The sequence below is a fragment of the Ensifer sp. LBL genome, assembly GCF_050435225.1.
In the GTDB taxonomy this organism is placed as follows: Bacteria; Pseudomonadota; Alphaproteobacteria; order Rhizobiales; family Rhizobiaceae; genus Ensifer.
Window position 1 is genome coordinate 1,071,910 of sequence record NZ_JBNDJY010000001.1, and the last position, 24,643, is coordinate 1,096,552.

General features: G+C 64.0%; 23 protein-coding genes. 12 read left to right on the plus strand and 11 right to left on the minus strand.

Features of this window, described 5'->3' with window-relative positions; all coding sequences use genetic code 11:
• The first annotated feature begins 14 nt into the window (after nucleotides 1-14).
• From OKW20_RS05215 to OKW20_RS05225, 3 genes are all read left to right on the plus strand, one after another.
• Nucleotides 15-947 (plus strand): DMT family transporter, encoded by a 933-nt coding sequence (locus tag OKW20_RS05215; protein WP_060607210.1) that lies wholly within the window; start codon nucleotides 15-17, stop codon nucleotides 945-947.
• A gap of 56 nt (nucleotides 948-1,003) precedes the next feature.
• Nucleotides 1,004-1,657 (plus strand): ribosome biogenesis GTP-binding protein YihA/YsxC, encoded by a 654-nt coding sequence (yihA, locus tag OKW20_RS05220; RefSeq protein WP_043616883.1) that lies wholly within the window; start codon nucleotides 1,004-1,006, stop codon nucleotides 1,655-1,657.
• Nucleotides 1,658-1,807: 150 nt separating this feature from the next.
• Nucleotides 1,808-2,344, plus strand: a complete 537-nt coding sequence (locus OKW20_RS05225) for a DUF1269 domain-containing protein (RefSeq protein ID WP_043616846.1) — start codon at nucleotides 1,808-1,810, stop codon at nucleotides 2,342-2,344.
• A gap of 14 nt (nucleotides 2,345-2,358) precedes the next feature.
• Here the strand turns inward: OKW20_RS05225 and msrB are convergent, their stop codons facing one another.
• The 4 genes from msrB to OKW20_RS05245 all read right to left on the minus strand — a co-directional run bounded on the left by msrB (nucleotide 2,359) and on the right by OKW20_RS05245 (nucleotide 5,034).
• Entirely contained in the window at nucleotides 2,359-2,850 is a 492-nt protein-coding gene (msrB, locus tag OKW20_RS05230) for a peptide-methionine (R)-S-oxide reductase MsrB (RefSeq protein WP_429170673.1), read from the minus strand.
• A gap of 206 nt (nucleotides 2,851-3,056) precedes the next feature.
• Nucleotides 3,057-3,614, minus strand: a complete 558-nt coding sequence (locus OKW20_RS05235) for a fasciclin domain-containing protein (RefSeq protein WP_429112175.1) — start codon at nucleotides 3,612-3,614, stop codon at nucleotides 3,057-3,059.
• Between the two features lie 164 nt (nucleotides 3,615-3,778).
• Complete coding sequence (locus OKW20_RS05240; protein WP_429170674.1) at nucleotides 3,779-4,498, minus strand: anti-sigma factor; 720 nt, start codon at nucleotides 4,496-4,498, stop codon at nucleotides 3,779-3,781.
• Nucleotides 4,495-5,034, minus strand: coding sequence for a sigma-70 family RNA polymerase sigma factor (locus tag OKW20_RS05245; protein WP_429170676.1), 540 nt, complete (start codon nucleotides 5,032-5,034; stop codon nucleotides 4,495-4,497). The genes OKW20_RS05240 and OKW20_RS05245 overlap by 4 nt, the downstream gene beginning before the upstream one ends.
• A 158-nt stretch (nucleotides 5,035-5,192) precedes the next feature.
• Here OKW20_RS05245 and argB point away from each other — a divergent pair, with 158 nt between their 5' ends.
• Nucleotides 5,193-6,080: an acetylglutamate kinase gene (gene argB, locus OKW20_RS05250; protein WP_043616836.1), complete on the plus strand. Its 888-nt coding sequence runs from the start codon at nucleotides 5,193-5,195 to the stop codon at nucleotides 6,078-6,080.
• A 65-nt stretch (nucleotides 6,081-6,145) separates the two neighbouring features.
• Here argB and bchE read toward each other — a convergent pair whose 3' ends face one another.
• The 5 genes from bchE to OKW20_RS05275 all read right to left on the minus strand — a co-directional run bounded on the left by bchE (nucleotide 6,146) and on the right by OKW20_RS05275 (nucleotide 11,507).
• On the minus strand, nucleotides 6,146-7,675 hold the full coding sequence (bchE, locus tag OKW20_RS05255; protein ID WP_429170678.1) for a magnesium-protoporphyrin IX monomethyl ester anaerobic oxidative cyclase: 1,530 nt from the start codon (nucleotides 7,673-7,675) through the stop codon (nucleotides 6,146-6,148).
• 145 nt (nucleotides 7,676-7,820) lie between these two features.
• Complete coding sequence (locus OKW20_RS05260; RefSeq protein ID WP_429170680.1) at nucleotides 7,821-8,591, minus strand: isocitrate lyase/PEP mutase family protein; 771 nt, start codon at nucleotides 8,589-8,591, stop codon at nucleotides 7,821-7,823.
• Complete coding sequence (locus OKW20_RS05265; RefSeq protein WP_429170682.1) at nucleotides 8,588-9,667, minus strand: bifunctional transcriptional activator/DNA repair enzyme AdaA; 1,080 nt, start codon at nucleotides 9,665-9,667, stop codon at nucleotides 8,588-8,590. Before OKW20_RS05265 ends, OKW20_RS05260 begins: the two co-directional genes overlap by 4 nt.
• Nucleotides 9,668-9,742: 75 nt before the next feature.
• A complete protein-coding gene (locus OKW20_RS05270; protein ID WP_043616826.1) occupies nucleotides 9,743-10,657 on the minus strand; it encodes a DMT family transporter in 915 nt (304 codons plus the stop codon).
• Nucleotides 10,658-10,715: 58 nt separating this feature from the next.
• Nucleotides 10,716-11,507, minus strand: coding sequence for a sterol desaturase family protein (locus OKW20_RS05275; protein ID WP_429170684.1), 792 nt, complete (start codon nucleotides 11,505-11,507; stop codon nucleotides 10,716-10,718).
• A gap of 158 nt (nucleotides 11,508-11,665) precedes the next feature.
• On the opposite strand from OKW20_RS05275, the gene OKW20_RS05280 reads away from it, so the two are divergent.
• Together OKW20_RS05280 and OKW20_RS05285 are read left to right on the plus strand one after the other, a co-directional pair.
• A complete protein-coding gene (locus tag OKW20_RS05280) occupies nucleotides 11,666-12,379 on the plus strand; it encodes a pyrimidine 5'-nucleotidase (RefSeq protein WP_429170686.1) in 714 nt (237 codons plus the stop codon).
• A 173-nt stretch (nucleotides 12,380-12,552) separates the two neighbouring features.
• Entirely contained in the window at nucleotides 12,553-13,074 is a 522-nt protein-coding gene (locus OKW20_RS05285; RefSeq protein ID WP_429170688.1) for an EF-hand domain-containing protein, read from the plus strand.
• Nucleotides 13,075-13,179: 105 nt separating this feature from the next.
• On the opposite strand, the gene OKW20_RS05290 is transcribed toward OKW20_RS05285, so the two are convergent.
• The gene (locus OKW20_RS05290; protein WP_429170690.1) at nucleotides 13,180-14,079 is read right to left on the minus strand and encodes an LOG family protein; all 900 of its coding nucleotides are present in this window, start codon (nucleotides 14,077-14,079) and stop codon (nucleotides 13,180-13,182) included.
• Between the two features lie 365 nt (nucleotides 14,080-14,444).
• Here OKW20_RS05290 and dapD point away from each other — a divergent pair, with 365 nt between their 5' ends.
• The 3 genes from dapD to OKW20_RS05305 all read left to right on the plus strand — a co-directional run bounded on the left by dapD (nucleotide 14,445) and on the right by OKW20_RS05305 (nucleotide 17,801).
• The gene (gene dapD / locus OKW20_RS05295; RefSeq protein WP_043616814.1) at nucleotides 14,445-15,302 is read left to right on the plus strand and encodes a 2,3,4,5-tetrahydropyridine-2,6-dicarboxylate N-succinyltransferase; all 858 of its coding nucleotides are present in this window, start codon (nucleotides 14,445-14,447) and stop codon (nucleotides 15,300-15,302) included.
• Between the two features lie 5 nt (nucleotides 15,303-15,307).
• On the plus strand, nucleotides 15,308-15,691 hold the full coding sequence (locus tag OKW20_RS05300) for a DUF805 domain-containing protein (protein WP_113536592.1): 384 nt from the start codon (nucleotides 15,308-15,310) through the stop codon (nucleotides 15,689-15,691).
• 139 nt (nucleotides 15,692-15,830) lie between these two features.
• Nucleotides 15,831-17,801 carry a DEAD/DEAH box helicase gene (locus OKW20_RS05305; RefSeq protein WP_429170692.1) on the plus strand — a complete coding sequence of 657 codons (1,971 nt, stop codon included), beginning with the start codon at nucleotides 15,831-15,833 and terminating at the stop codon, nucleotides 17,799-17,801.
• A 153-nt stretch (nucleotides 17,802-17,954) separates the two neighbouring features.
• On the opposite strand, the gene OKW20_RS05310 is transcribed toward OKW20_RS05305, so the two are convergent.
• Nucleotides 17,955-18,866 (minus strand): LysR family transcriptional regulator, encoded by a 912-nt coding sequence (locus tag OKW20_RS05310; RefSeq protein ID WP_043616806.1) that lies wholly within the window; start codon nucleotides 18,864-18,866, stop codon nucleotides 17,955-17,957.
• Nucleotides 18,867-19,006: 140 nt separating this feature from the next.
• On the opposite strand from OKW20_RS05310, the gene OKW20_RS05315 reads away from it, so the two are divergent.
• The 3 genes from OKW20_RS05315 (at nucleotide 19,007) to OKW20_RS05325 (ending at nucleotide 24,427) form a co-directional block, all read left to right on the plus strand.
• A complete protein-coding gene (locus tag OKW20_RS05315; RefSeq protein ID WP_192447996.1) occupies nucleotides 19,007-19,831 on the plus strand; it encodes an alpha/beta hydrolase fold domain-containing protein in 825 nt (274 codons plus the stop codon).
• Between the two features lie 79 nt (nucleotides 19,832-19,910).
• Nucleotides 19,911-21,113 carry an efflux RND transporter periplasmic adaptor subunit gene (locus tag OKW20_RS05320; RefSeq protein WP_192447997.1) on the plus strand — a complete coding sequence of 401 codons (1,203 nt, stop codon included), beginning with the start codon at nucleotides 19,911-19,913 and terminating at the stop codon, nucleotides 21,111-21,113.
• Between the two features lie 128 nt (nucleotides 21,114-21,241).
• Entirely contained in the window at nucleotides 21,242-24,427 is a 3,186-nt protein-coding gene (locus OKW20_RS05325) for an efflux RND transporter permease subunit (RefSeq protein ID WP_429170695.1), read from the plus strand.
• Nucleotides 24,428-24,643 lie beyond the last annotated feature (216 nt).

The following is a 24,643-nucleotide window of genomic DNA, read 5'->3' on the forward strand; positions in this document are numbered from 1 at the left end:
CAGGACAACTTGCTATGACCGACCCGTCGGCCACTTCCGCCCCGTTTGCCGCCAACGAGAAGCTTGGCGCCCTGCTCGTCTTCGGCTCGGCCTTTTTCTGGAGCTTCGGCGGCGCCATTGCGCGCTTCCTGCACATTTCCGACAGCTGGACAATCGTCTTCTGGCGCTGCCTGTTCGCCGGCCTGTTCCTGCTCGCCTTCATGCTGGTGCGCGACGGACCGCGCGGCACGGTGGCGCTGTTCAAGGGCATGGGCTGGCCGGGCATCGCCGTCGGGCTCTGTTTCACCATCGCCTCGACGTCCTTCATCATTGCGATCTCCTACACGACGATCGCCAATGTCGTTCTGCTCGGCGCCGGTGTGCCGCTGTTTGCAGCGCTGATGAGCTGGGTGTTGTTTCGCGAACGGGTCTCGCGCTTCACCTGGGGCGCGATCACCGCCGTCATCTTCGGCGTCGGGATCATGGTGTCGGAAAGCCTGACAGGAACAATGTCACCGGTCGGCGACGCGCTGGCGCTCTTGATCCCCGTCGTCTTCGCACTGGCGACCGTCATTACCCGCCGCTACCCGCATGTTCGCATGACCCCCGCCACCTGCTTCGGCTGCTTTGCCGCAAGCGGCATTGCCGCCAGTCAGTCGTCGGGTCTGGCGGTGACCGGAGGCGAGCTCGCGCTGCTCTTCGTTTTCGGCGCCTTCAACCTCGGGCTTGGCATGGCGCTCTTCGTCACCGGTGCCCGGCTGGTGCCCTCGGCGCTGGCCGCGCTGCTGGGGACGGCGGAAACCGTGCTGGGGCCGCTCTGGGTCGCGATCATCCATGGCGAGGTGCCGAGCAGCCGGACGATCGTCGGCGGCACCTTCATTCTTCTGGCGTTGCTGGCCTACCTGCTCAACGAATTCCGGCGGACGCAAACCATCCCCACACGGCCGGTCCGCACGCCGACGCCTTGACATCCACGGCCAAAACCTTGAAGCCAAGGACTTTCTCGATGAAGGACCGACCGCCGATGGCCGATACCAGACCCAAAGACGACAAGCCGTTGTTCGGCCGGCCGTGGATTTTCATTCGCGGCGTCCCCGCCATGAAATTCCTGCCACCGGAAGGACCGGCCGAGATTGCCTTTGCCGGTCGCTCGAACGTCGGCAAATCGTCGTTGATCAACGCGCTGGTCGGCCACAAGGGCCTGGCGAGAACCTCCAATACGCCGGGACGCACGCAGGAACTCAACTACTTCGTGCCGGATGGTTTTTCCGGCGAGGCCGACGACCTGCCGCCGATGGCGCTGGTCGACATGCCCGGCTATGGCTATGCCCAGGCGCCCAAGGACCAGGTCGATGCCTGGACGAAGCTCGTCTTCGACTATCTGCGCGGCCGCTCGACGCTGAAGCGCGTCTATGTGCTGATCGACAGCCGTCACGGCATCAAGAAGAACGACGACGAGGTGCTCGACCTGCTCGACAAGGCAGCGGTCTCCTATCAGCTCGTGTTGACCAAGACCGACAAGATCAAGGCCGCCGGCGTGCCACGGCTGGTCGCCGAGACGCTCGAAAAGATCAAGAAGCATCCGGCGGCCTATCCCGAGGTCCTTTCGACCTCTTCGGAAAAGGGGGAAGGTCTCGAGGAACTGCGGGCCGCGATCGCCACGGCGATTGCCCACTAGCGGAACCCGCGGGACAAACCCGGGGCGGCGCGGCCTCGACAACCTCTGCCAATTCTCTGTCTTTGATCTCTGTCACTACCCCGACATGCAATCCGCTCTATCTCTGCGTTGCGCCCAGAACGGTGGCGCGGCCAGAGATAGGAGTGAGACATGTCCGATTTGATCGTTGTCGGGTTCGATTCCCCCGAGGAGGCTGACAGGGTTCTGGTCCGGCTCGCCGGGCTGAAGAAGGAATATCTGATCGACCTCGAGGATGCGGTGGTCGTCGTGCGCGACACCGAAGGCAAGGTCCACCTCAAGCAGAGCCTCAACCTGACGGCCGTCGGCGCCACCTCGGGCCTGCTCTCCGGCTCGCTCTGGGGCGGCCTGGTCGGCCTTCTGTTCCTCAATCCGCTGGCTGGCTTTGCAATCGGCGGCGCGCTCGGCGCGGGTGCCGGCGCTCTCTCGGGATCGCTCAGCGACTACGGCATCGACGACGAATTCATCAAGTCGCTCGGCAACACCATCCCGAACAATTCCTCCGCTCTGTTCATCCTGGTGCGCAAGGTCCAGCCGGAAAAGGTTCTCGCCGAATTCCCCGACTTGCGCGGCCGCGTGCTGAAGACGTCGCTTTCGCCCGAACAGGAGCAGAAGCTGCAGGCAGCCCTCTCCGGCGCAGCACCGGCTACGCCGCCTGCCGGAGCCTAGTCGTCCGGACTGGCTTATCGAGACAGCGCGAAGGCAAGCGCCAGGCCATTGATGCAATGGCGCTTGCCGGTCGGTGGCGGGCCGTCGTCGAAGACGTGACCGAGGTGGCCGCCGCAACGGCTGCAATGGCATTCCGTCCGGGTCATGAGCAGCGAATTGTCTTCCCGTGTCGCCACGGCATTGGGGAGCGATTGCCAGAAGCTTGGCCAGCCCGTGCCGCTGTCATATTTCGCCTCGGACGAATAGAGCGGCAGCGCGCAGCCGGCGCATTGGAAGGTGCCCTTGCGCTTTTCGTGGTTGAGCGCGCTGGTAAAGGGGCGCTCCGTATCCTCGTGCCGCAGGATCCGGTACTGGTCGTCGCTGAGGGTCGCCCGCCATTCGGCATCGGATTTGACGACTTCGAAGGTCTCCGTTCCCGCAGCCCATGCCAGCGGCGTGAGGCCGCGAAACGCGAATGCTGCGGCCAATGCCGTGCCTGCCATCAGGAAGACGCGCCGACTGATCATGATAACCTCCTACCTGACCTAAAGCGCGTCACGATCATTCGTGCGGTGCGCTGTAAGTTGTCGATTTGTCGGATGTCGAGATCGACGATACCGCCCGGACGGAGCCACTGCAAAACAATGCCGTTCAAAGCGTCGTGACGCGGCGAAAAGCCATCCCGTACGACAGATGCGCCAGGCCGCCGGCAGCGGCCCGGCGCAACAGAGGGTCAGCTTTTCGGCAGGAGAACCTTGTCGATCACGTGGATGACGCCGTTCGACTGCTTGACGTCGGCGATCGTTACCGTCGCGGTACCGCCGGTTTCGTCGGTCAGCATCAGCTTGCCGCCATCTTCCCTGGCTTTCAGCACACAGCCCCCAACCGTCTTGACGTCATGCTCGCCGCCGTCCTTCTTGATCATCTCGGCAATCGTCGCCGACATCGCCTCGGCGGCAACCACATGGCAGGTCAGGACCTTGGCGAGCTTGTCCTTGTTTTCCGGCTTCAGCAGCGTATCGACGGTACCGGCCGGCAGTGCGTCAAAGGCGGCATTCGTCGGCGCAAAGACCGTGAATGGCCCCTTGCCCTCCAGCGTCTTCACCAGGCCGGCGGCCTTGACGGCGGCGACCAGCGTCGTGTGATCCTTGGAATTGACCGCGTTTTCGACAATGTTTTTCTCCGCATACATCGGCGCACCGCCGACCATCGGATTTTCGGCGTGGGCGACGAATGCACTTGCTGCGAGGACGGACGCTGTTGCGACCAAGCGGATGGCAGACGTGAACATCTTCTCTTCCTTCCTGTTGAGGGAGGCGGCATAGCGCCGCCCGCCGAAGCTGCCGTTCCCTGCGGGGAACAGGACAAGCAACGGAAGGACGACAGAAAGAGTTTCAGGAATTCGCGGGAAAGTTAGTCGACTGATAAATAAGGGTATTTGTCAGGCTGATGCGATCAGAGGTTTCGCGCCTTGCCGAGCGCGATGATCGGTCCGGTGGCCGCGCCGGTTGGCGAACCGCCGAGCGGCTCGACGCTGACGGCAAGAACCGAACCGGCGGAGATCCTCGAGCGGAACGTCGACGGCACGGCGATTTCGCCTTCCCCGGTCTGCGGCAAAACACCGAGCGAAATCGCCGGATTGTTGCCGTTGATCAGCCAGAGTTCGAGGGATTTCTGTTCCGCCTGGCTGGCGGCCACCGGCGTTACCTGCAGGCGGCCCGACGCCCGGTCGAAACGGGCAACGAGATCGATGGCGGCCCCTTTGCCCGTAAGCTCTGCAACGAGCGAAGCACCGGTCGACGGCGTCTCGAACAGGCCGGCCATGGAGGCGCCCATCACCATCAGCGCGGCGAGCGAGGCAAGCGCCAGCCCACGCCAGAGCGCCAGCGAATGCCACAGCCCGCGAGACCGCACAGGTTCCGGCCGCAACGTATCGAACAGCTGCCGCTCGATCGCGGCGAAAGTCCTGGGTGGAGGCACCACCGGATCGTAGGCTTCATCGAAGGAGGATAGGTTGCTCTGCCAGCGGTCGACCATGGCGGCGAAGTTGCGATCGGAGGCAAGCCGGGCTTCGACCTTGCGGCGATCGTCGGCAGACAACACGCCGAGCACATACTCGCCCGCAATCACCTCGTCGCGGCGAAAGTCCCGGCCCTCTGGGGTTGGTGTCGTCATCGCTCCATACACTCTCGCAACTTCAGGAGACTGCGCCTCAACCAAGTCCGCATCGTGTTCAGCGGCACCGCGAAGACGTCAGCCAGTTCCTGGTAGCTCAGGCCCTCGACATAGGCGCGCCGCACCGCTTCCGCGCGGTCTTCTTCAAGCTCCTCCATGCAGGCGTCGATCCGCCTGCCCTCCGCTTTCACCACTGCCGATTTTTCCGGATCGGCAGCAGGATCAGCCAAATCGTAGGCTTCGTCAATCACGTTGGCGGCTGGTTTGCGCGCCCGGATGAGATCGATCGCCTGATTGCGCGCGATCGCCGCCAGCCAGGACGCCGCCGACGCCTGTCCTTGCGCGAAACGCCCGGCGCGCTGCCAGATCTTGACGTAGATTTCCTGCAGGGCTTCTTCCGCTTCGCTCCTGTTTGCAAGGATACGCAAGCAGATGCCGAAGAGTTTCGGGCTGGTCTGGCGATAGAGTTCGGAAAAGGCATCGCGGTCGCCGAGCGAAATGCGGCCGAGCAGCCCGGCTATGTCCTCGTCCATCATCCAGTGCGCGCCCCAAAGCCTCGTTCACGAAACTTGAGATAGGGCGCCGATCACAATGTGCCAGCCGTTCCGTCATTCCGGCTTTATCTTGTTCGCCGATCATTCCCTCGGTCCGGAACTTGCGCTAAACAGCAGCCGGTATTTTTCGAGGGTCCGCCATGTCCGCCAATGAAAGTGAAATCCAGGCACGCCTGCTCACCCAGGCCCTGCCCTACATGCAGCGCTACGAAAACAAGACGATCGTCGTCAAATATGGCGGCCACGCCATGGGCAACAGCGAGCTCGGCCGCGCTTTTGCCAGCGACATCGCGCTTCTGAAACAGTCCGGCGTCAACCCGATCGTCGTACATGGCGGCGGCCCGCAGATCGGCGCGATGCTGACGAAGATGGGCATCGAATCGAAGTTCGAAGGCGGCCTGCGCGTCACCGACGAAAAGACCGTCGAGATCGTCGAGATGGTGCTGGCCGGCTCGATCAACAAGGAGATCGTCGCCCTCATCAACCAGACGGGCGAATGGGCGATCGGCCTTTGTGGCAAGGACGGCAACATGGTCTTCGCCGAAAAGGCGCGCAAGACCATCAAGGATCCGGACAGCAACATCGAGCGCGTGCTCGATCTCGGCTTCGTCGGCGAAGTGGTCGAAGTCGACCGCACGCTGATCGACCTGCTTGCCCGCTCGGAAATGATCCCGGTGATCGCGCCGGTGGCGCCGGGCCGTGACGGCCACACCTACAACATCAACGCCGATACCTTTGCCGGTGCGATTGCCGGCGCGCTCAACGCCACGCGTCTGCTGTTCCTGACGGACGTTCCAGGCGTTCTCGACAAGCAGGGCAACCTGATCAAGGAACTCTCGGTTTCCCAGGCGCACGCACTGATCGCCGACGGCACGATCTCCGGCGGCATGATCCCGAAGGTCGAGACCTGCATCGACGCGATCAAGGCGGGCGTCCAGGGCGTCGTCATCCTCAACGGCAAGACCGCACATTCGGTGTTGCTCGAAATCTTCACCGAACGCGGCGCCGGCACGCTGATCGTGCCCTGATCAAACCGATCGGAAAAATGGCATGACGAGGATCCGGAAGTCGTCCCGTACGGTTTCCGGATTTTTTATGCGGCCGCGCTGTCTGCCGGGCGGCGCCGGCGCGGCGGCAGCATCGATTCTTCCTCGGTCTCCTGCGGCGCGCCCCAGAACACCTCAAGCGTCGGCCCGGAGTCGAAATGGCGGCGGCGGAAGACGAATTCGTAGAGCTCGTGAAACCAGACCCTGCGTCCCATGCGAGTGTACCACCGCATCGAATGGCGCTGCTGCGGATCGCGATGCAGGAGAACGCGTGCGAGGGCCTTCGGCCGCGCCTGGATCGCAACCTCGATCAACTTGACGCTCAGGAAGAGCACGGCTGGATGAAGGTGCTTCATCTTCAGTACCTGATGCTTATAGTCCCATTTGCGGACGTCCGGCTCGATGACGATGCGATCTCTGGCAAGACCAAAGAAGGGGGTCCACCGGTGGGGCGTGACGTAGAGCGCCTGGATCTGGTCCGGATCATAGGACAGGAGCTGCCTGAAGCCGCGCCAAAGGTCGCCCAGGCGCTCCTCCTCGAAGCCGACCACCCAGGTGGCCATCGAGAGAATATCGTGCTGGCGCAGGAGCGCGATTGCCTGTCGGTCGCTCGTGGTCGTCCCGCCCTTTTTGATGAGCTTCAACGTGGCGTCGTCCGTGTTTTCCATTCCGAGCAGCCAACGCACGACACCGGCCTTGCGATAGAGGGGCAATATGTCGGCATCGCGCACAATATCGTCCGCCCGCGTCGAACCGACGATCTGCACCGGTACGTTCTCGGCGATCATGGCGTTCAGGAAGGCGAGCCAGGCTTTGCGCGACGAGGTCGGGTTTTCGTCGGCGAGATTGATCAGTTCCACGCCCTCTTCGCGGTGGAGTCGGGCGATCTCCTTCGCGAACGCGGCCGGATCCCGGTGCCGCCATCGCGTCCAGAAACCGCGCTGGCCGCAATAGTTGCACAAATGCGGGCACCCTCTCGAAAACTGCAGCACGACAGCGCGCTTTCCGCCCCAATAGCTGTAATGCCTATGCTCGATCAGCTCCCAGCCGATGCGGTAGGCATCGAGATCGGCGATCGCCTCAGCCGGACGGGTGGCGAGAGCCCTGCCGCCATCATCGCGATAGGCGATGCCCGGAACCTCGCTCAAGGGTTCTAAGGATGACAAGGCGCCCACGAGCCGTCGGACTGTCTCCTCGCCTTCTCCCCTGACGATGAAATCGAAGGCGCCGCTCTCGCTTAGAACCTCGCGCCAATGATAGGTCGGGAACACACCGCCATAGATCACCCGCACGGACGGTGCGGCCATTCTGACATCGCTGGCAATACGCCTGGCCGTCGGGTGGGCCGACGTCGACCCCGAATGTCCGATCAGCAGAAGATCCGGGCAGTCGTCGAGCACGCGTGCGACAATCTCCTCTAAGCCCAAAGGGCCGAATTCGCAATCGATGAGCCGCACGGCATGGCCATCATCAAGGAGCGGCCCGCCTACGGCGAGCAGGCCGAGCGGCGGAAGATGGTCATCGGGAATACGGCTGCCGATGGCCGTATGCGGCGGATTGAGCAGAACAATCTTCATACGGTGCCTCTCGGGTCGCAAAGAATTGCCAGAGACACCATAAAGCTGAAGATTGCGGAAATAACAGCTCCAGGCTGCGGCCAAAAACGTACGTTTTCAGGGTGAAATCGCGCAGCTTGCGCCGCGCGACCAGCCGGCCCTCACGTCAGCGCGGAGCGTAGATTTCCGACGCAGCCGCCTTCAGCTTCTCCATCATTACGCGATAGGGCCCCGGGCCATAGCTGACACGTGAGACGCCGGCGCGGGCGAGCGCCTTCAGTTCGGGTGCGGCCGGTCGCATCATGATGTTGACGGGTAGGCTAGAGGCGGCGCAGACCTTGGCGATCAGCGTCTCGTCCACCAGCCACGGCACGAAGAAGCCGCTGGCGCCGGCTTCGGCATAGGCCTTGCCGCGGGCAATCGCCTCGTCGACGAGGCCGGCATGCCGGCTCTCGTCACCCTCCTGCAGGAAGAGATCGGTGCGGGCGTTGATGAACAGGGGGATGCCGCGACGGTCGGCCATCTCGCGGATGGCGCGGATGCGCGTCGCCTGCTTTTCGACCGGGTGCACGCCGCCCTTGCCGACGATCTGGTCCTCGAAATTGATGCCGATGGCGCCGACGTCGAGAATGCGCGAGACATTGGCGGCACCGGTCGCCGGGTCGTCGGAATAGGCGCCCTCGAAATCGATGCTGACGGGCAGGTCGGTCGAAGCCACGATCAGGCGCGCGATATCGGCAAGCCATGCCAGCGGCACCTTCTCGCCGTCGCCAAAGCCGTGGGCGGCGGCCACAGACCAACTTCCGGTCGCAAGCGCCTTGGCGCCGGCTTCGGCCACCGCTTTGGCACTACCGGCGTCCCAGATATTGTAGAGCACCACCGGCTTGCCCTTTTTATGCAGGGCGGCAAAGGCGAGCGCCTTTTCCTTCTGGTTCATTGCGTTTCCTCCACCAACAGGCTGACTGGTTTCATCTTCGCCTCGTGCCGAAGCAGCCATTGCTTGCGCCAGAGCCCGCCACCGTAGCCGGTCAGCGAACCATCCGCGCCGATGCAACGGTGGCACGGAATGACGATGGCGATCCGGTTGGAACCGTTGGCCTTGGCGACTGCACGAGCGGACTGGATGGTAGCGACCTCGCGGGCAATGTCACCATAGGAACGCGTTCCGCCGGCGGGAATCTTCACGAGCTTCGCCCAGACGTTGCGCTCGAAGGGCGTTCCCCCGGGCGCAAGCGGGGTTTGAAATCCACCAGCCTCGCCGGCGAAGTAGCTCTTCAACTCGCCTTCGATCTGGTCGATCGGCGTCGTCCGGCCGGGAACGATGGCCGAGCGCGTCGCACGCTTCAGCGCCTCCAGTTCCGTCGGCAGCGCCTTGCGCTCATGGAACTCCAGCAAATAGAGATGCGTCGCATCGGCAACCGCGACCATCGGCCCGATCGGCGTTTCGATCCAGTCGGACGTGAGCAGCGCCCTCCCCTGGGCTGCCGCCGGCGCATCTCCGAGCAGGCGCTGGAAGGCTGCGCGAAAACCGCTCGGCGACTGATAGCCGGCCTCGAGCTGGGCGTCGATCACCCGCCCGCCGTCGACGAGTTGGCGGGCGGCAAGCCCCAGGCGGCGATGCCGCGCGAGATCGAGGAAGGTGATGCCGAGTGCGCGCTTGAAGGCGCGCCGGACGGTCGACGGATCGAGCCCGCGGCGAACGAGATCGTCCTCGCTCCAGCGCCGTTCGGGCGCCGCCTCCAGCGCCTGCAGAAGCTCCTGGACGAGCGGGTCCTTGGCGCCGAAGGTGGCAAGCGGCCGGCACCGCTGGCAGGGGCGGAAGCCCGTCTCCAGGCAGGTTCCGATCGAGCCGACGAAGATCGTGTTCTCCCGCTTCGGCTTGCGGGCGGGGCAGGACAGGCGGCAGAAGACGCCTGTTGTCTTGACGCAGACGAAGGCGGAACCTTCGTAGTCGCTGCTGCGCGCAATCAGTGCATCGTAGAGCGTGTCATCGGAGGGGAGATCGAACAACATGCTGCCGTTCTAGCACGCCCCGGGGGTGGGCGACGCCGGTTTTCGGGCGTCTATTTTTCAGACCGGCGCCCGTCTTCAGATGAGCACGAGCATCACGACGCCAAGCACGATCAGGAGGCAACCCAAAAGCTCCAGCCGGTTGATCCATTCCCGGAAAATGAAGAAGGACGAGGCGAAGGTGAAGAGCATTTCCACCTGGGCCACGACCTTGACGACGGCCGCCTGCTGCAGGGTCATCGCCATGAACCAGCCAAAGGACGCAGACGCGCCGACGAAACCGACGACAAAGGCCGGTTTCCAGGCAGCCGCGATGCGCGGCAGCTCGTCGCGTTCGCGCAGCACGATCCAGATCAACATGACGACGGTCTGCAGGAGGATGACGAAGCCGAGCGTGAAGCTTGCCTGCATCATGTAGTCGGGTGCCGGCAGGCTCGGCGCCAGTGCCAGCGACGCCGAACGGTAGGCGACGGCCGAAAGACCGAAGAAGGTGCCGGATAGCAAGCCGATGCCGGCCGTGCGCGAGAATACGGAGGTCACCAGCGTGCGCGCGCTCAGGGTCGTGCGCGCCACCGAAATCAGCATCACGCCGACGACCGAGATGGCGATCGCCACAAGCGTGCCCTGGCTCGCCTTTTCGCCGAGGAAGATCAGGCCGAAAAGGGCCGCCTGCGCCGGCTCGGTGCGCGAATAGGCGGTGCCGACGGCGAAGTTGCGGAAGGAAAAGAGATGGACGAGCAGGAAGGTCGCGGCAATCTGCGCAAGCCCCCCGATCACCGCCCAGAGGAAGAATGTGCCGTTCGGCACCGGCAGCGGACGGCCCACCACCTGCCAGAGCACAATGAGATAGAGGAAGGCGAACGGCAGGCCGAAGCCGAAGCGCACGAAGGTCGCGCCTGTCGTGCCCATGACGCCTTTCAAGTGTTTCTGCATTGCGGAGCGGACGTTCTGAAGGAAGGCCGCGGCGATGGTGATGAGGACCCAGGTTTCCATCGTTTCGAGCTAGCATGCAGGCCGGCTCGTTGCCAAGGACCACCTAACGGACCGGCTGCTACTCTGCCCGTTCCGGCGCCTGTGCGAGGTCCGCGCCCTCGCTGATCGTGATCCGCGGCGCTTCGTCCTCGAAGGTCTTCACACGCTGATCATAGTTGGGCGCGAGCGTCCCGAGCACCCGGTCCCAGAAGGAGAAGTAGTTGGCGTAATTGTACCGGAAGCCCGAATGGTGCTGATCATGGAACGTCGTGCACAGCAGCGGGGACGGGTAGCGCGCGGTGGAGGCGGCAAAATATTCGAAGCCGCAATGTCCGATCATGCCGTTGAAATGTTCGAACAGCCGATGGGCGACGAGCACCAGCGGCGGAAACGGCACGACGAAAACGACGACGGCCGAAAAGCTCTGAAGCAGGAAGTTGTCGACGACGTCTTCCGAATAGGTGCTCCAGATTGTTGGTGCGACGCTTTTATGATGCAGGGCATGCAGCGGATAGAGCCACTTGGTGTGCAGCAGCCGGTGCATGAAATAGAACCAGGCATCGTAGAGGATCATGCTGAGCACGAAGAGCGGCAGGGCGTTCCACCAGGTGAGCGTCCAGGGCGCCGGCGCCCAGCCCTTCTGCTGGGCGTAAAGACCGATCGTCAGCGGCAGGCAGGCGCTGAACATCGATTTGAGGCTCTGGCGGATCTCGGCGCTGCGGCGCCTGTCGGAGCCGCGTCCCTTCTGGATCTTTCGCTCCGGGTTGCGCTCGTTGAGCCATGTGATGCCATAGCCGAGCGCGAAATAGGTAACGACGGTGAACGTGTAAAATCCGAACAGAAAGAGCAGATAGAACACTTCGTCAGACATTGGCATTCGCGTCCCCGAGCCAAAAACCGCGCGAGCCGGAAGATGCCACGCACAACTGCCAATTCAAAGCGCTAATCTATGCGCCAGCATTACGCCCGAGAGCCCCGCATCGCTATTTTCCCGTTTGCCGCCACGGTTGGCCGTGTCATAAGGCGGTCATGAAAAAGCTCGACCGCCTGCCGACCCCCTCCGAATTTGCCCATGTCACCGACTGGGTCTTCGACCTCGACAACACGCTCTATCCGCATCACGTCAACCTGTTTGCGCAGATCGACCGCAACATGACGGCCTATGTGGCGAAGCTTTTGTCGCTGGAGCCGGCCGACGCCAAGAAGCTGCAGAAGGATTACTACCGCGACCACGGCACGACGCTCAAAGGCCTGATGGTCCATCACGGCATCGATCCGAACGAGTTCCTCGAGCAGGCGCACGCCATCGACTATTCGATCGTTCCCGCCGACCCGGCGCTCGGCGAGGCCATCAAGTCGCTTCCTGGCCGCAAGTTCATCTTCACCAATGGCAGTGTTGCCCATGCGCAGATGACGGCCCGGGCACTCGGCATCCTCGACCATTTCGACGACATCTTCGACATCGTCGCCGCCGATTTCGTACCGAAGCCCGCCGGCGAGACCTATGACAAATTCATGAGCCTGCACCGGGTCGATACCCGCAATGCGGTCATGTTCGAAGACCTGCCACGCAATCTCCTGGTGCCGAAGGCGCTGGGCATGAAGACTGTGCTGCTGGTGCCGCAGAACCTCGAATACACCTTTGCGGAATCCTGGGAAAAGTCGAACGACACCGACGAGCAGATCGACTACGTGACGGAAGACCTCACCGGCTTCCTGCGCCGTCTCCTCACGGATCTCTAGAAAAACGGATACGGGCGGGACACCGCAGAGACGGTGCCCCGCCCGCCCCGACACAATTTCGCCGCCGAAAAACCCCTTTTCGGCCAATGACTTAAATTACCAAAGTTTAACTGGCGCCGGCTGCACCTGCGTCTATCCTTGCGATCAGAAACAACCGATCGAAAGGACGCATGATGCCGAACAAGACCCTGATCCTCGGCGTGGCTGCACTCTCCGTCGCCGTCACCGGCATGGCCTCCCCCTCCTTTGCCGCCCGCGATAAGATGACGCCCGAGCAGCGCGGCCAGCGCATGATTGAGCGGCTCGACACCAACAAGGACCAGAAGGTTTCGCTCACCGAGTTCCAGGCGCGGATCTCCGACAACTTCAAAACCTTCGACACCAATGGCGACGGGCAGATCAGCGCCGAGGAAATGAAGGTCAAGCGTGAAGCCTTCCGCGAGGCACGCCAGGCCTGGAAAGATGCCAAGGGCAAGACCGGCACGGAGCGCGAGACCGCCCTTGCCAAGTTGAAGGAAGCCCGCCCGGCGATGTTGCCTGGGCTGCGCCCGAAGGCCTTCAAGCGCGTCGATACCGACGGCAACGGCTCCTTGAGCGCCAGCGAAGTTTCAAGCGCCGCCGAGACGATGTTCAAGCGGCGCGACAAGAATAGCGACGGCGTCATCGACGCGGCCGACTTCACCAAAAAGATCTGACGGGAGCTCTTCTCTCTCCCCACCGCCCGGTGGAGAGGCTCCTGCCTAGCCCATAGCCCCTTGCAACCCGCGCGAGGGGCTATGCGCTTTTTCGAACCGCTGCGATCAGCGGCGGCCGTTTGCCATCGGAACGGACTTCGGGTCGACCGTTTCGTAGAAGCGGGAAATGATATCCCAGGCTTCATCGGCCGTTTCGACGAACTGGACCAGATCGACATCGTTGGGCGCGATCGTGCCGAATTCGGCGAGCGCCTCGAAATTGACGATCGAGCGCCAGAACTTTTCCCCGAAGAGAATAAGCGGAACCAGCGCCAGGCGCCCGGTCTGCATCAGCGTCATCGTCTCGAACAGTTCGTCCAGCGTGCCGAAGCCACCGGGGAAAACGGTGACGGCCTTCGCTCGCAGCAGGAAATGCATCTTGCGGATGGCGAAGTAGTGGAAGTTGAACGACAGTTCCGGCGTCACGTAGCGATTGGGCGCCTGCTCGTGCGGCAGCACGATGTTAAGGCCGATCGACGGCGCGCCGACATCATCGGCGCCGCGATTGCCGGCTTCCATCACGCCAGGGCCGCCGCCGGTGACGACGACATATTCCTTGTAATTCAGCTTGGCCGAATGCTCAGAGCAAAGCCGCGCGAACTTGCGCGCTTCCTCGTAATAGACCGAGGCGGCCTCCAGGTTCTGGCGCTGCGTCTCGTTCTTCGCCGCCCAGGCGTCGCCGCCGGGCTCGGGAATGCGGGCGCCGCCGAACATGACGACGGTGGAATTGATGCCGCGCTCCTCCAGCATCATTTCGGTCTTTAAGAGTTCGAGCTGCAGCCGGATCGGGCGCAGTTCCTCGCGGCAGAGAAAATCGTCGTCGATATAGGCGAGGCGATAGGAAGGCGAAGCCGATTGCGGCGTGAGCGGTACCGTCTGTGCGCGTTGCCGGCTCTGCGAGCTGTCGGCCAGCGGATCCCAGACCCCATCTTTGCGGCGCAGAGCGCGCTTCTTCATGCGTGCCATATTCTCGTCTTTCCCGTCGCGTTCCGGACAATCGGCATCTCGTCCAGACGCGTCCTATCCTCAATCCTCGGTCATGAAGGTCGCAAGCGCATCAGCGCGCTGCGGCGGCCTTTGCGTATCCCGAACGGGTACGCGGCGCTGTAGTGCCGTGTTCGCCTCAATTTGCCAAGCCCCGGCCACTCCGGCAGCCTGAAAAGCCCTTCAACTTTTCAGGATCATGTCGTGCAGCAACTGCCGCGCAGGACATGTCAAGGTCGCTGCAGCAGCTAGATCTGCTGCATAATTTTGTCCTTAAATCGATTCCGATTTTCGGATTTATGCAGTAGAGCTTTCGCAGGATAACCGCCGAACTTTAAGGAATTCCGATGACGAACCACGACCTCGCCTCCCTGTCGCAGACGATCGAAGCCGCCTTTGAAGACCGCGATTCCGTCAACACCGGAACCCGCGGCGCGGTGCGCGATGCCGTCGAGACGGCGCTGAACCTGCTCGACAGCGGCAAGGTCCGCGTCGCCCAGCGCGGCGAAGACGGTAACTGGACGGTCAATCAGTGGCTGAAGAAGGCCGTGCTGCTCTCCTTCCGCCTCAACCCGATGGAAATCGTCAAGGGCGGCCCGGGCCAGTCGGTCTGGTGGGACAAGGTGCCCTCGAAGTTCGACGGCTGGAGCGTCAACGAGTTCGAGAAGGCCGGCTTCCGCGCCGTTCCGAACTGCGTCGTGCGCCGTTCGGCCTATATCGCCCCCAACGCCATCCTGATGCCCTCCTTCGTCAACCTCGGCGCCTATGTCGGCGAAGGCACGATGGTCGATACCTGGGCGACCGTCGGCTCCTGCGCCCAGATCGGCAAGCACGTGCATCTTTCGGGCGGCGTCGGCATCGGCGGCGTGCTGGAGCCGATGCAGGCCGGCCCGACGATCATCGAGGACAATTGCTTCATCGGCGCCCGCTCGGAAGTGGTCGAAGGCTGCATCGTGCGTGAAGGCTCCGTCCTTGGCATGGGCGTCTTCATCGGCAAGTCGACCAAGATCGTCGACCGCGCCACCGGCGAAGTGACCTATGGCGAAGTGCCGCCCTACTCGGTCGTCGTCGCGGGTTCGATGCCCTCGGGCTCGACCATGGGCAACGGCCAGCCGGCGCCGAACCTCTATTGCGCCGTCATCGTCAAGCGCGTCGATGAAAAGACCCGCTCGAAGACCGGCATCAACGAACTGCTTCGGGACTGATTGCGATGACACCGGAGGGGCCGCAGCCGAGCATGACCTGGCTGTTCTTCAGCCCCTCCGGTCGCATCGGCCGCCTGCCCTTCTTTCTCTCCTGGCTGTTCTGGTTCCTGATCGGCGGCTTCATGGTCGCCCGGATGGTCGCCAACGAGGGCAACGAGACGGTGCTGGCGCTCTGGACGCTGGCATTCGTCGTCTCGAGCCTCGTCTCGCTGCCCTCGATCGCGCTGCTGGCGATCAAGCGCCTGCACGACATCGGCTATCCCGGCCCACTTTCCCTCACTCTGTTTATCCCGGTCTTGAGCCCGGTCGTCTTCATCGCCCTTTGCCTCTGGCCGGGCGATCAGGGGCCCAACGAATTCGGCGCGCGCAGCGACGAACCCGGCCCCTGAAGCCTTCGCCCCTGTACAAGAACCGCGCGAGCGCGTATGTAGCGCGCCATGACAGGCCCGCGACGTGTTGGCCGCGGCAATTGGCGCCGAGACGATCCGTTCGTCCTGGGCTCTACGACCGATATCCGAAAGACAAGATATGACTGAATTCGAAGGGATCGCGCCTGCGATCGCCGAGGCGTTGGCAAAACGCGGTTACAACGAATTGACGCCGGTTCAACAGGCGATGCGCGATCCGGAACTCGCCGGGCGCGACGCCCTGGTTTCGGCGCAGACCGGCTCCGGCAAGACCGTCGCCTTCGGCCTGGCGCTGGCGCCGACGCTGCTTGGCGACGAACGCCGCTTCGGGCCTGCGAGTGCTCCCCTGGCGCTCGCAATTGCACCGACGCGCGAACTGGCGCTGCAGGTCAAGCGCGAGCTTGAATGGCTCTACGGCGAGACCGGCGCGACGATCGCTTCGTGCGTCGGCGGCATGGACATGCGTACCGAGAAGCGCACCCTGGAGCGCGGCGCCCACATCGTCGTCGGCACGCCGGGTCGCCTTTGCGACCACATCCGCCGCAACTCGCTCGACATCTCCGCGCTGCGCGCCATCGTGCTCGACGAAGCCGACGAGATGCTCGACCTCGGCTTCCGCGAAGACCTCGAATTCATTCTCGAAGAGTCCCCGGACGACCGTCGCACGCTGATGTTCTCGGCCACCGTGCCGAAGTCGATCGCGACGCTTGCGAAGAACTACCAGCGCGACGCCGTGCGCATCAGCACCGCTTCCGAACAGAAGCAGCATGTCGACATCGAATACCGTGCGCTAACGGTTGCGCCGAACGATCGCGAAAACGCGATCATCAACGTGCTGCGCTACTACGAAGCCCGCAACGCTATCGTCTTCTGTTCGACGCGTGCCGCCGTCAACCATCTGACCGCCCGCTTCAACAATCGCGGCTTCTCGGTGGTGGCGCTTTCGGGCGAGCTCAGCCAGAACGAACGCACCCACGCGCTGCAGGCCATGCGCGACGGCCGCGCCCGCGTCTGCATTGCGACCGACGTCGCTGCCCGCGGCATCGACCTGCCGGGCCTGGAACTGGTCATTCACGCCGACCTGCCGACCAATTCCGAGACGCTGCTTCACCGCAGCGGCCGCACCGGTCGTGCCGGCCAGAAGGGCGTCAGCGCGTTGATCGTTCCGGTCAACCAGCGCCGCAAGGCCGAGCGCCTGCTCGACGGCGGCCGGATCACCGCGACCTGGGCGCGCCCGCCGTCGGCCGACGAGGTCAGCCAGCGTGACGACGAGCGGCTGCTTGCCGATACGAGCTTTGCCGAGCCGATCCGCGAGGACGAGCAGGCGATCGTCGCAGCGCTGCTCGAGCGCCACGGCGCCGAGCAGATGGCCGCCGCCTTCGTGCGCCAGTTCCGTTCGGGACGGTCGGCTCCGGAAGACCTGATCGAGGTCGCCGTTGGCGCCAAGCCGCGACGCGACGAACGCGCGCCGCGCGAAGATCGTGGACCGCGCGAGGATTTTGGCGCCGAGCGCGCGGATTTCAGCGACGGCAGCTGGTTCTCGCTGTCCGTCGGCCGCAAGCAGAGTGCCGAGCCGCGCTGGCTGATCCCGATGCTCTGCCGCCACGGCAAGCTGACCAAGCGCGACATTGGCGCAATCCGCATGCAGCAGGAAGAAACCTTCGTCGAGATGACCGCCGATGGTGCCGAACGGTTCCTGTCGGCGATCGGCAAGGACAAGATGCTGGAGAAGGGCATTCGCGTGAAGCCGCTCGCCGGCGCGCCGGATCTCTCGCAGCAGCGCCAGGAAAAGCCGAGCTTCTCCAGGGACAAGCCGAACTTTTCCAAGGACAAGGCAGGCTTCGGCAAGAAGCGCCCCTATTCTGACGACACGGCCCGTGGCGACGACCGCGGCGACTTCAAGCCGAAGCGCAAGTTCGACAAGAAGCCCGGCTATTCCGAAGGGCCGGCCTACACCGAGGACCGGCCGCCGGCAAAGGCTGCAGACAAGCCCTGGACCAACAAGAAGAAGGGCAAGCCGGACGCGGGCAAGGACGGTGGCTTCAAACCCAAGACCAAGCCCAAGGGCAATGCCAAGAACCGCCAGGGCTGAGCCCGGCGACGGCAACTCCAAAGCCAATCAAGAAGGCGCTGCGATCGGATCGCGGCGCCTTTTTTATTGCGCCGAAGACCGGGAAGAACCGTCTCGGCACCAGCGCTCGGCACTCAGCGCACCAAGGATCATGGCAGCGATTGCGCGCAATGGTCAGGCGGCGTCGAGCTGCGACTGGGCGACGATCTTGACCACCCAATCGGCGAAGACGCGCAGGCGACTGCTGAGGTGCCGGTTCGGCGGATAAACGAGATAGATCGGCATGGGCTCGACCTCCCAATCCTCCAGCACCGGCCGCATGGCGCCGGTCTCGAGGTCGTCCCGCACCATGAAACGCGGCGCCTGGATGACGCCGAGGCCGGCGCGCGCCGCCGCAAGATAGGTAGTGGCCTCGTTCGCCGCCACGGCGTAGCGACCGTTCACCTCGATCTCCTCGTTGCCGCGCTTGAAGTAGAACGGCAACTGCTGCCCGGTCTGCGGCCGGAAATAGCCGACGACGTAGCAGTTCTTCGAGAGATCTGAGGGGTGCTGCGGGACCGCGTGGCGCGAGAGGTAGTCGGGTGCTGCGCAGGCGACGAAGCTCATCTCGGTGATGCGGCGCGCGATCAAGGACTGGTCGGTGAGCGCGCCGACGCGAATGGCGCAGTCGACATTCTCCGCCACATAGTCGACCGTCCGGTCCGAAACTCCGAGATCGATCTGGATGTCGGGGTAGCGCTTGTGGAATTCCGGCAGCGCCGGAATGACGATCAGGTTGGCGATCGCGCTGGCCATCTCCACCCTGAGCCGTCCCTTCGGCAGGGTCTGGGCGCTCGAAAGGCTGCCGTCGAGTTCGTCGAGGTCGGTCAAAAGGCGGGCAGCGCGTTCGTAATAGAGCGCGCCATCGGGCGTCACCAGCACCCGGCGGGTGGTGCGGTTCAGGAGTTTGGTGCGCAGGTGCGCCTCCAGGCCCTGGATGAGATTGGTGAGCGTTGCCTTGGGCATATTCAGCGAAGCGGAAGCGCGGGTGAAATTTCCGGTTTCGACGACCCGGAGAAACGCGCGCATGGCCGTGAGCTGGTCCATTTTCAAGAGCCGTGATTGTTCGAGAATACGAATAGTGTAATCAGATTGAAAAGACTATTCCAGACAGAAGACAATGCTATTCTCCCATCGTGGCGTGATGTCGCCACATGTGGGTTTGGCTCGGGCCGAAGGCAAGAGAGATGGGCGAACAGTTCAAAGTGGAGACGATGCAGACGGGCCAAGGCTCGTGCACGGCACGCGTCTACCGCGGCGAGACCCTGCTCAATCCGCCGCCGATCGTGTTGCACCTGCATGGCGGCTCCTTCGTCGGCGGAACGATCGCTGCCGGCGAGCGCGTCGCCGAGGCGCTCGCGGCAGCCGGAGCAGTGGTGATCTCTCCGGAATATTCCGCGGCCTGCCTCAATCCCTTTCCCGCGGCCCTCGATGTCGCCTATGCCATGCTGTCGTCGATGCGCGCGCGCTGTCCGCAGTTCGCACACAAGAAGTCGTCGCTGTTTGTGGCCGGCGAAGAGGCTGGCGGCAATGTCGCCGCCGGGGCCGCGTTGATGGCGCGAGACCAGTATCTGACCGATCTCAAGGGCCAGATCCTGCTGTCGCCGATGCTGGATCCATGCCTGGCAACGGCATCGTTCCGGCAATACTGTCCCCAGTCCTCGGCGCAATCGATCGCCGACGGCTGGCAGCGGTATCTCGGCCAGAACGGTGGCTTCACCCACCCTTACGCCGCGCCGGCTCACTGTACGCGGCTCGCCGGCCTCGTGCCTTCGCTGATCGTGACCAGCGAGCAGTGTCCGATGCGAGACGAGGCTGAAGCCTACGCCGAGCGCCTGCGCAAGGCGGGCGTGGCGGTGGAGTCCCACGTGCTGCCGGGACGCGCCGGATGGTTGCCACAGAACGCGGATACCGGCGAAAGCTGGTCGGCACAGCAGAAAGAAATTACCGGCATCTTCGCCCGCTTCTTCCAGAAGGCGGGGGCAAAGCCGGCGGAAATGACGGTGCGTTAGGCGGGGCCGCTCCGAGGCTCATTCCCCGATCTGGCATCGAACGCAAAGCGCCGGCTCCCAACCGGCAAGGAGAGAAAAGATGACATCGACAGTGACCCGCCGGGCCCTCTGGGGCGCCGGCCTGAGTATCCTTTTGTCTGTCGGCGGCGGCGCCGCCGTCATGTTCGGCCTGCCGCAGCATTTCGAGGCCGACGCCGCGACCGATGCGTCGGCCGCTGCACCCCCGGCCGTGCCGGTCTCGGTGGCGCGGGCGCAGTCCAAGCGCATCACCACCTGGGAGGAATTCTCCGGGCGTCTCGAAGCGATCGAGCGCGTCGAGGTTCGCCCGCGCGTCGGCGGCGCCATCCTCAAGGCGCACTTCCGCGAAGGCGCGCTGGTCAAGCAGGGTGACCTGCTGGTGACGATCGATCCCGAGCCCTATGCCGCCGCTGTCGAGCGGGCGAAGGCCCAGGTCGAAGCCGCCGAAGCACGCGTTTCCCTCGCCAAGATCGAGCTTGAGCGCGGCCGCAAGCTGGTGACCACCAGCGCCGTGCCGCAGAGCAGCGTCGATCAGCGCGCCAGCGCCTACGACGAAGCCCAGGCCGAGGTGCGCTCGGCCAAGGCGGCGCTGCGCACGGCCGAACTCGACCTGCAATATACCGAGGTCCGTGCGCCGATCTCCGGCCGCGTCGGCCGGCTCGACGTCACCGCCGGCAACCTCGTTGCTGCCGGCTCGGCTTCACCGGTGCTGACGACGCTCGTCTCCGTCGATCCGATCTATGCGAGCTTCAACGCCAGCGAAGAGGTGGTCACCACCGCTCTCGCCCGGCTCGCGGCATCGGCCGGCGGCAACGCGATCGAGCGCCTGCCGGTCCAGGTCGGCACCGCCGCCGACGACGGCACGCCGATCTTGGGCCATATCCAGCTCATCAACAACGAGGTGGATGCGGCAACCGGCACGATCCGGGTGCGCGCGGCGCTTGAAAACGCCGACGGCCGGCTGATCCCCGGACAGTTCGTCCGCATCCGCATCGGCGAGCCGGACCCTGAGGAAAAGCTTGTGATCAGCGACCGCGCCATCGGCTCCGACCAGGACAAGAAGTTCGTCTTCGTCGTCGGCACCGACAACAAGGTCGAGTATCGCCAGGTGAAGCTAGGGCCGAATTCCGACGGCCTGCGCATCGTCGAAAGCGGCCTGAAGTCCGGCGAGAACATCGTCGTCAACGGCCTGCAGCGGGTTCGCCCCGGCGTCGTGGTGGCACCGCAGCAGGTTGAGGAAACGACCGCTTCGATCGCCAAGTAATCCCGGCGCCTCTTCGCCCGGTGTGAAGAGGGGCCTGCCTAAGCATCACTCTGCAGACATGGCTGCGCGGCGAGCTTTTTCGCCGCGCCCGCCGGAGGTCTGCCCGAACGCATCCCAAGGGGGATACCATGAACTTCTCACGCTTCTTCGTCGACCGCCCGGTCTTCGCGGGCGTCTTGTCGGTCCTGATCTTCGTGGGCGGCCTGATCGGCATGACCGGTCTGCCGATCTCCGAATATCCCGAAGTCGTCCCGCCGCAGATCGTCGTGCGCGCGCAATATCCGGGTGCAAACCCCGCGGTCATCGCCGAGACGGTCGCGACACCGCTTGAAGAGCAGATCAACGGCGTCGAAGACATGCTCTACATGCAGAGCCAGGCGACCGCCGACGGCCTGATGACGCTGACCGTCACCTTCGCGCTCGGCACCGACCCGGACCAGGCGCAACAGCTCGTTCAGAACCGCGTCTCGCAGGCCGAGCCGCGGCTGCCGGAGGAAGTGCGCCGCCTCGGCGTCACCACGGTCAAGAGCTCGCCCGACCTGACCATGGTCGTGCACCTGCTTTCGCCCAACGGCCAGTACGACATCAACTACCTGCGCAACTACGGTGTGCTCAACGTCAAGGATCGGCTGGCACGTATCGAAGGTGTCGGCCAGGTGCAGATCTTCGGCGGCGGCGACTATTCGATGCGCATCTGGATCGACCCGCAGAAGGCAGCCGAGCGCGGCCTGGCCGCCGGCGATATCGCCAATGCGGTGCGCGGCCAGAACGTCCAGGCGGCAGCCGGCGTCATCGGCGCCTCGCCGTCCGTCCCCGGTCTCGACCTGCAGCTTTCCGTCAACGCGCAAGGGCGCCTGCAGACGCCTGAGGATTTCGAGAACATCGTCGTCAAGTCCGGCGCCCAGGGCGAAGTGACCCGCCTCGGTGACGTCGCCCGCGTCGAAATGGGCGCCTCCGACTATTCGCTGCGCTCGTTGCTCGACAACAAGCCGGCTGTCGGCATGGCGGTCTTCCAGGCGCCTGGATCGAACGCGATCCAGATTTCCGACGACGTCCGCGAGGCGATGGCCGAGATGAAGCTCACCATGCCTGCAGGTGTCGACTACGGCATCGTCTACGACACCACGCAGTTCGTGCGCGCCTCGATCGAATCGGTCGTCGACACGCTGCTCGAAGCGATCGCGCTCGTCGTGCTCGTCGTCATCATCTTCCTGCAGACCTGGCGGGCCTCGATCATCCCGCTCGTCGCCGTGCCGGTCTCGATCGTCGGCACCTTCGCCGTCATGTACGTCTTCGGCTTCTCGATCAACGCCCTCAGCCTCTTCGGCCTGGTGCTCGCGATCGGCATCGTCGTCGACGACGCGATCGTCGTGGTGGAGAACGTCGAACGCAACATCGAGCAGGGCCTGTCGCCGGTCCAGGCGACCTATCGCGCCATGCAGGAAGTCTCGGGCCCGATCATCGCGATCGCACTGGTGCTCGTCGCCGTGTTCGTGCCGCTTGCCTTCATCACGGGCCTCACCGGCCAGTTCTACCGCCAGTTCGCGCTGACGATCGCCATCTCGACCGTCATTTCGGCGCTCAACTCGCTGACGCTTTCCCCGGCACTGGCCGCCCTTCTCTTGAAGGACCACCACGCGCCGAAGGACTGGCTGACGCGGGTGATGGACAGGCTGTTCGGCTGGTTCTTCCGTGGCTTCAACCGCTTCTTCGGTGCAAGCTCGGAAGCCTATGGCCGCGGCGTCGGGCGGATCCTGACCCGCAAGTCGCTGATCATGGTTGTCTATGTCGTCCTGCTCGGCGTGACCTTCACGCTGTTTCGCGCGGTCCCCGGCGGCTTCGTGCCGGCGCAGGACAAGCAGTACCTGATCGGCTTCGCCCAGCTTCCGGACGCAGCCACACTCGACCGCTCGGAAGACGTGATCAAGCGCATGAGCGAAATTGCGCTCAAGCATCCGGGCGTCGAAAACGCCATCGCCTTCCCGGGCCTGTCGATCAACGGCTTCACCAATTCGTCGAACTCCGGCATCGTCTTCGTCGCCCTCAAGCCGTTTGAGGAACGCAAGACGCCCGAGCTGTCGGGCGGCGCGATCGCCATGCAGCTCAACCAGGAATTCGGCGTCATCCAGGATGCCTTCATCGCCATGTTCCCGCCGCCGCCCGTCCAGGGTCTCGGCACGACAGGCGGCTTCAAGCTGCAGCTCGAGGACAAGAACGGCCTCGGCTACCAGGCGCTCGACGAGGCGGCCAAGGCTTTCCTCGCCAAGGCCTACCAGGCACCTGAGCTGGCCGGGCTCTATTCGAGCTACCAGATCAACGTGCCGCAGCTCTATGCCGACCTTGACCGCGTGAAGGCGCGCCAGCTCGGCGTGGCCGTCACCGACGTCTTCGAGACGCTGCAGATCTACCTCGGCTCGCTCTACGTCAACGACTTCAACGCCTTCGGCCGCACCTACAGCGTGCGCATCCAGGCGGATGCCAACTACCGCAGCCATGCCGACGACATCGGCAAGCTGAAGGTGCGTTCGCAGTCCGGCGAGATGATCCCGCTGTCGGCGCTTCTGAAGGTCGAGCAGACGGTGGGTGCCGAACGGGCGATCCGCTACAACGGCTTCCTGTCGGCCGACATCAACGGCGGCCCGGCGCCGGGCTTTTCGTCCGGCCAGGCGCAGGCTGCCATCGAGCGCATCGCCGCCGAAACCCTGCCGCCGGGCATCGGCTACGAGTGGACGGACCTGACCTACCAGCAGATCCTTGCGGGCAACTCCGGCATCCTGGTCTTCCCGCTGGCGCTGCTGCTCGTCTACCTCGTGCTGGCTGCCCAGTATGAAAGCCTGACGCTGCCGATCGCGATCATCCTGATCGTGCCGATGGGCATCATGGCGGCGCTGGTGGGCGTCTGGCTGACCGGAGGCGACAACAACGTCTTCACCCAGATCGGCCTGATCGTGCTCGTGGGATTGTCAGCCAAGAACGCCATCCTGATCGTCGAGTTCGCCCGCGAACTGGAACTGTCGGGCAGCACGCCGGTCAAGGCGGCGATCGAGGCAAGCCGGCTGCGCCTGCGGCCGATCCTGATGACCTCGATGGCCTTCATCATGGGCGTTGTTCCCCTGGTGATATCCACCGGCGCCGGCGCGGAAATGCGCTCCGCCATGGGTGTCGCGGTCTTTGCCGGCATGATCGGCGTCACCGCCTTCGGCATATTCATGACGCCGGTCTTCTACGTGCTGATCCGCAAGCTCGCCGGCGAGCGACCGCTGAAGCACACGGGAGCCCAAATCGAAGCGCCGCACCTGGCGCCCGGAGAATAAGGCTTCTCCTTCCCTTCGCGATCTTCAGGCGGGCCGGATCACTCCGGCCCGTCGAAGCTGCGGCGCTGCGCCTCCGCCCAGGCGCAGCGCCGTTTTGCGTCCGAAGTCACGGCTCCCCGTCCCGCGCCACAGTCTCCCATCTCGCGCAACAGGTCGCCATCTTGCGTGACAGTTTGCTGGCGATCGGATAAACCAGCACCTCCATTCCCAAGGCCT

What these genes read in the sequence shown, in the direction of transcription:
- OKW20_RS05235 (WP_429112175.1), bottom strand. Translation starts at nt 3,614, where the DNA reads ATGTTCACGTCTGCCATCCGCTTGGTCGCAACAGCGTCCGTCCTCGCA.
- OKW20_RS05325 (WP_429170695.1), top strand. Translation starts at nt 21,242, where the DNA reads ATGAACTTCTCACGCTTCTTCGTCGACCGCCCGGTCTTCGCGGGCGTC.
- msrB (WP_429170673.1), bottom strand. Translation starts at nt 2,850, where the DNA reads ATGATCAGTCGGCGCGTCTTCCTGATGGCAGGCACGGCATTGGCCGCA.
- OKW20_RS05300 (WP_113536592.1), top strand. Translation starts at nt 15,308, where the DNA reads ATGACACCGGAGGGGCCGCAGCCGAGCATGACCTGGCTGTTCTTCAGC.
- OKW20_RS05225 (WP_043616846.1), top strand. Translation starts at nt 1,808, where the DNA reads ATGTCCGATTTGATCGTTGTCGGGTTCGATTCCCCCGAGGAGGCTGAC.
- bchE (WP_429170678.1), bottom strand. Translation starts at nt 7,675, where the DNA reads ATGAAGATTGTTCTGCTCAATCCGCCGCATACGGCCATCGGCAGCCGT.
- OKW20_RS05285 (WP_429170688.1), top strand. Translation starts at nt 12,553, where the DNA reads ATGCCGAACAAGACCCTGATCCTCGGCGTGGCTGCACTCTCCGTCGCC.
- OKW20_RS05270 (WP_043616826.1), bottom strand. Translation starts at nt 10,657, where the DNA reads ATGGAAACCTGGGTCCTCATCACCATCGCCGCGGCCTTCCTTCAGAAC.
- OKW20_RS05280 (WP_429170686.1), top strand. Translation starts at nt 11,666, where the DNA reads ATGAAAAAGCTCGACCGCCTGCCGACCCCCTCCGAATTTGCCCATGTC.
- OKW20_RS05320 (WP_192447997.1), top strand. Translation starts at nt 19,911, where the DNA reads ATGACATCGACAGTGACCCGCCGGGCCCTCTGGGGCGCCGGCCTGAGT.
- OKW20_RS05290 (WP_429170690.1), bottom strand. Translation starts at nt 14,079, where the DNA reads ATGGCACGCATGAAGAAGCGCGCTCTGCGCCGCAAAGATGGGGTCTGG.
- yihA (WP_043616883.1), top strand. Translation starts at nt 1,004, where the DNA reads ATGGCCGATACCAGACCCAAAGACGACAAGCCGTTGTTCGGCCGGCCG.
- OKW20_RS05275 (WP_429170684.1), bottom strand. Translation starts at nt 11,507, where the DNA reads ATGTCTGACGAAGTGTTCTATCTGCTCTTTCTGTTCGGATTTTACACG.
- OKW20_RS05245 (WP_429170676.1), bottom strand. Translation starts at nt 5,034, where the DNA reads ATGATGGACGAGGACATAGCCGGGCTGCTCGGCCGCATTTCGCTCGGC.
- OKW20_RS05215 (WP_060607210.1), top strand. Translation starts at nt 15, where the DNA reads ATGACCGACCCGTCGGCCACTTCCGCCCCGTTTGCCGCCAACGAGAAG.
- argB (WP_043616836.1), top strand. Translation starts at nt 5,193, where the DNA reads ATGTCCGCCAATGAAAGTGAAATCCAGGCACGCCTGCTCACCCAGGCC.
- OKW20_RS05265 (WP_429170682.1), bottom strand. Translation starts at nt 9,667, where the DNA reads ATGTTGTTCGATCTCCCCTCCGATGACACGCTCTACGATGCACTGATT.
- OKW20_RS05240 (WP_429170674.1), bottom strand. Translation starts at nt 4,498, where the DNA reads ATGACGACACCAACCCCAGAGGGCCGGGACTTTCGCCGCGACGAGGTG.
- OKW20_RS05305 (WP_429170692.1), top strand. Translation starts at nt 15,831, where the DNA reads ATGACTGAATTCGAAGGGATCGCGCCTGCGATCGCCGAGGCGTTGGCA.
- OKW20_RS05260 (WP_429170680.1), bottom strand. Translation starts at nt 8,591, where the DNA reads ATGAACCAGAAGGAAAAGGCGCTCGCCTTTGCCGCCCTGCATAAAAAG.
- dapD (WP_043616814.1), top strand. Translation starts at nt 14,445, where the DNA reads ATGACGAACCACGACCTCGCCTCCCTGTCGCAGACGATCGAAGCCGCC.
- OKW20_RS05310 (WP_043616806.1), bottom strand. Translation starts at nt 18,866, where the DNA reads ATGGACCAGCTCACGGCCATGCGCGCGTTTCTCCGGGTCGTCGAAACC.
- OKW20_RS05315 (WP_192447996.1), top strand. Translation starts at nt 19,007, where the DNA reads ATGGGCGAACAGTTCAAAGTGGAGACGATGCAGACGGGCCAAGGCTCG.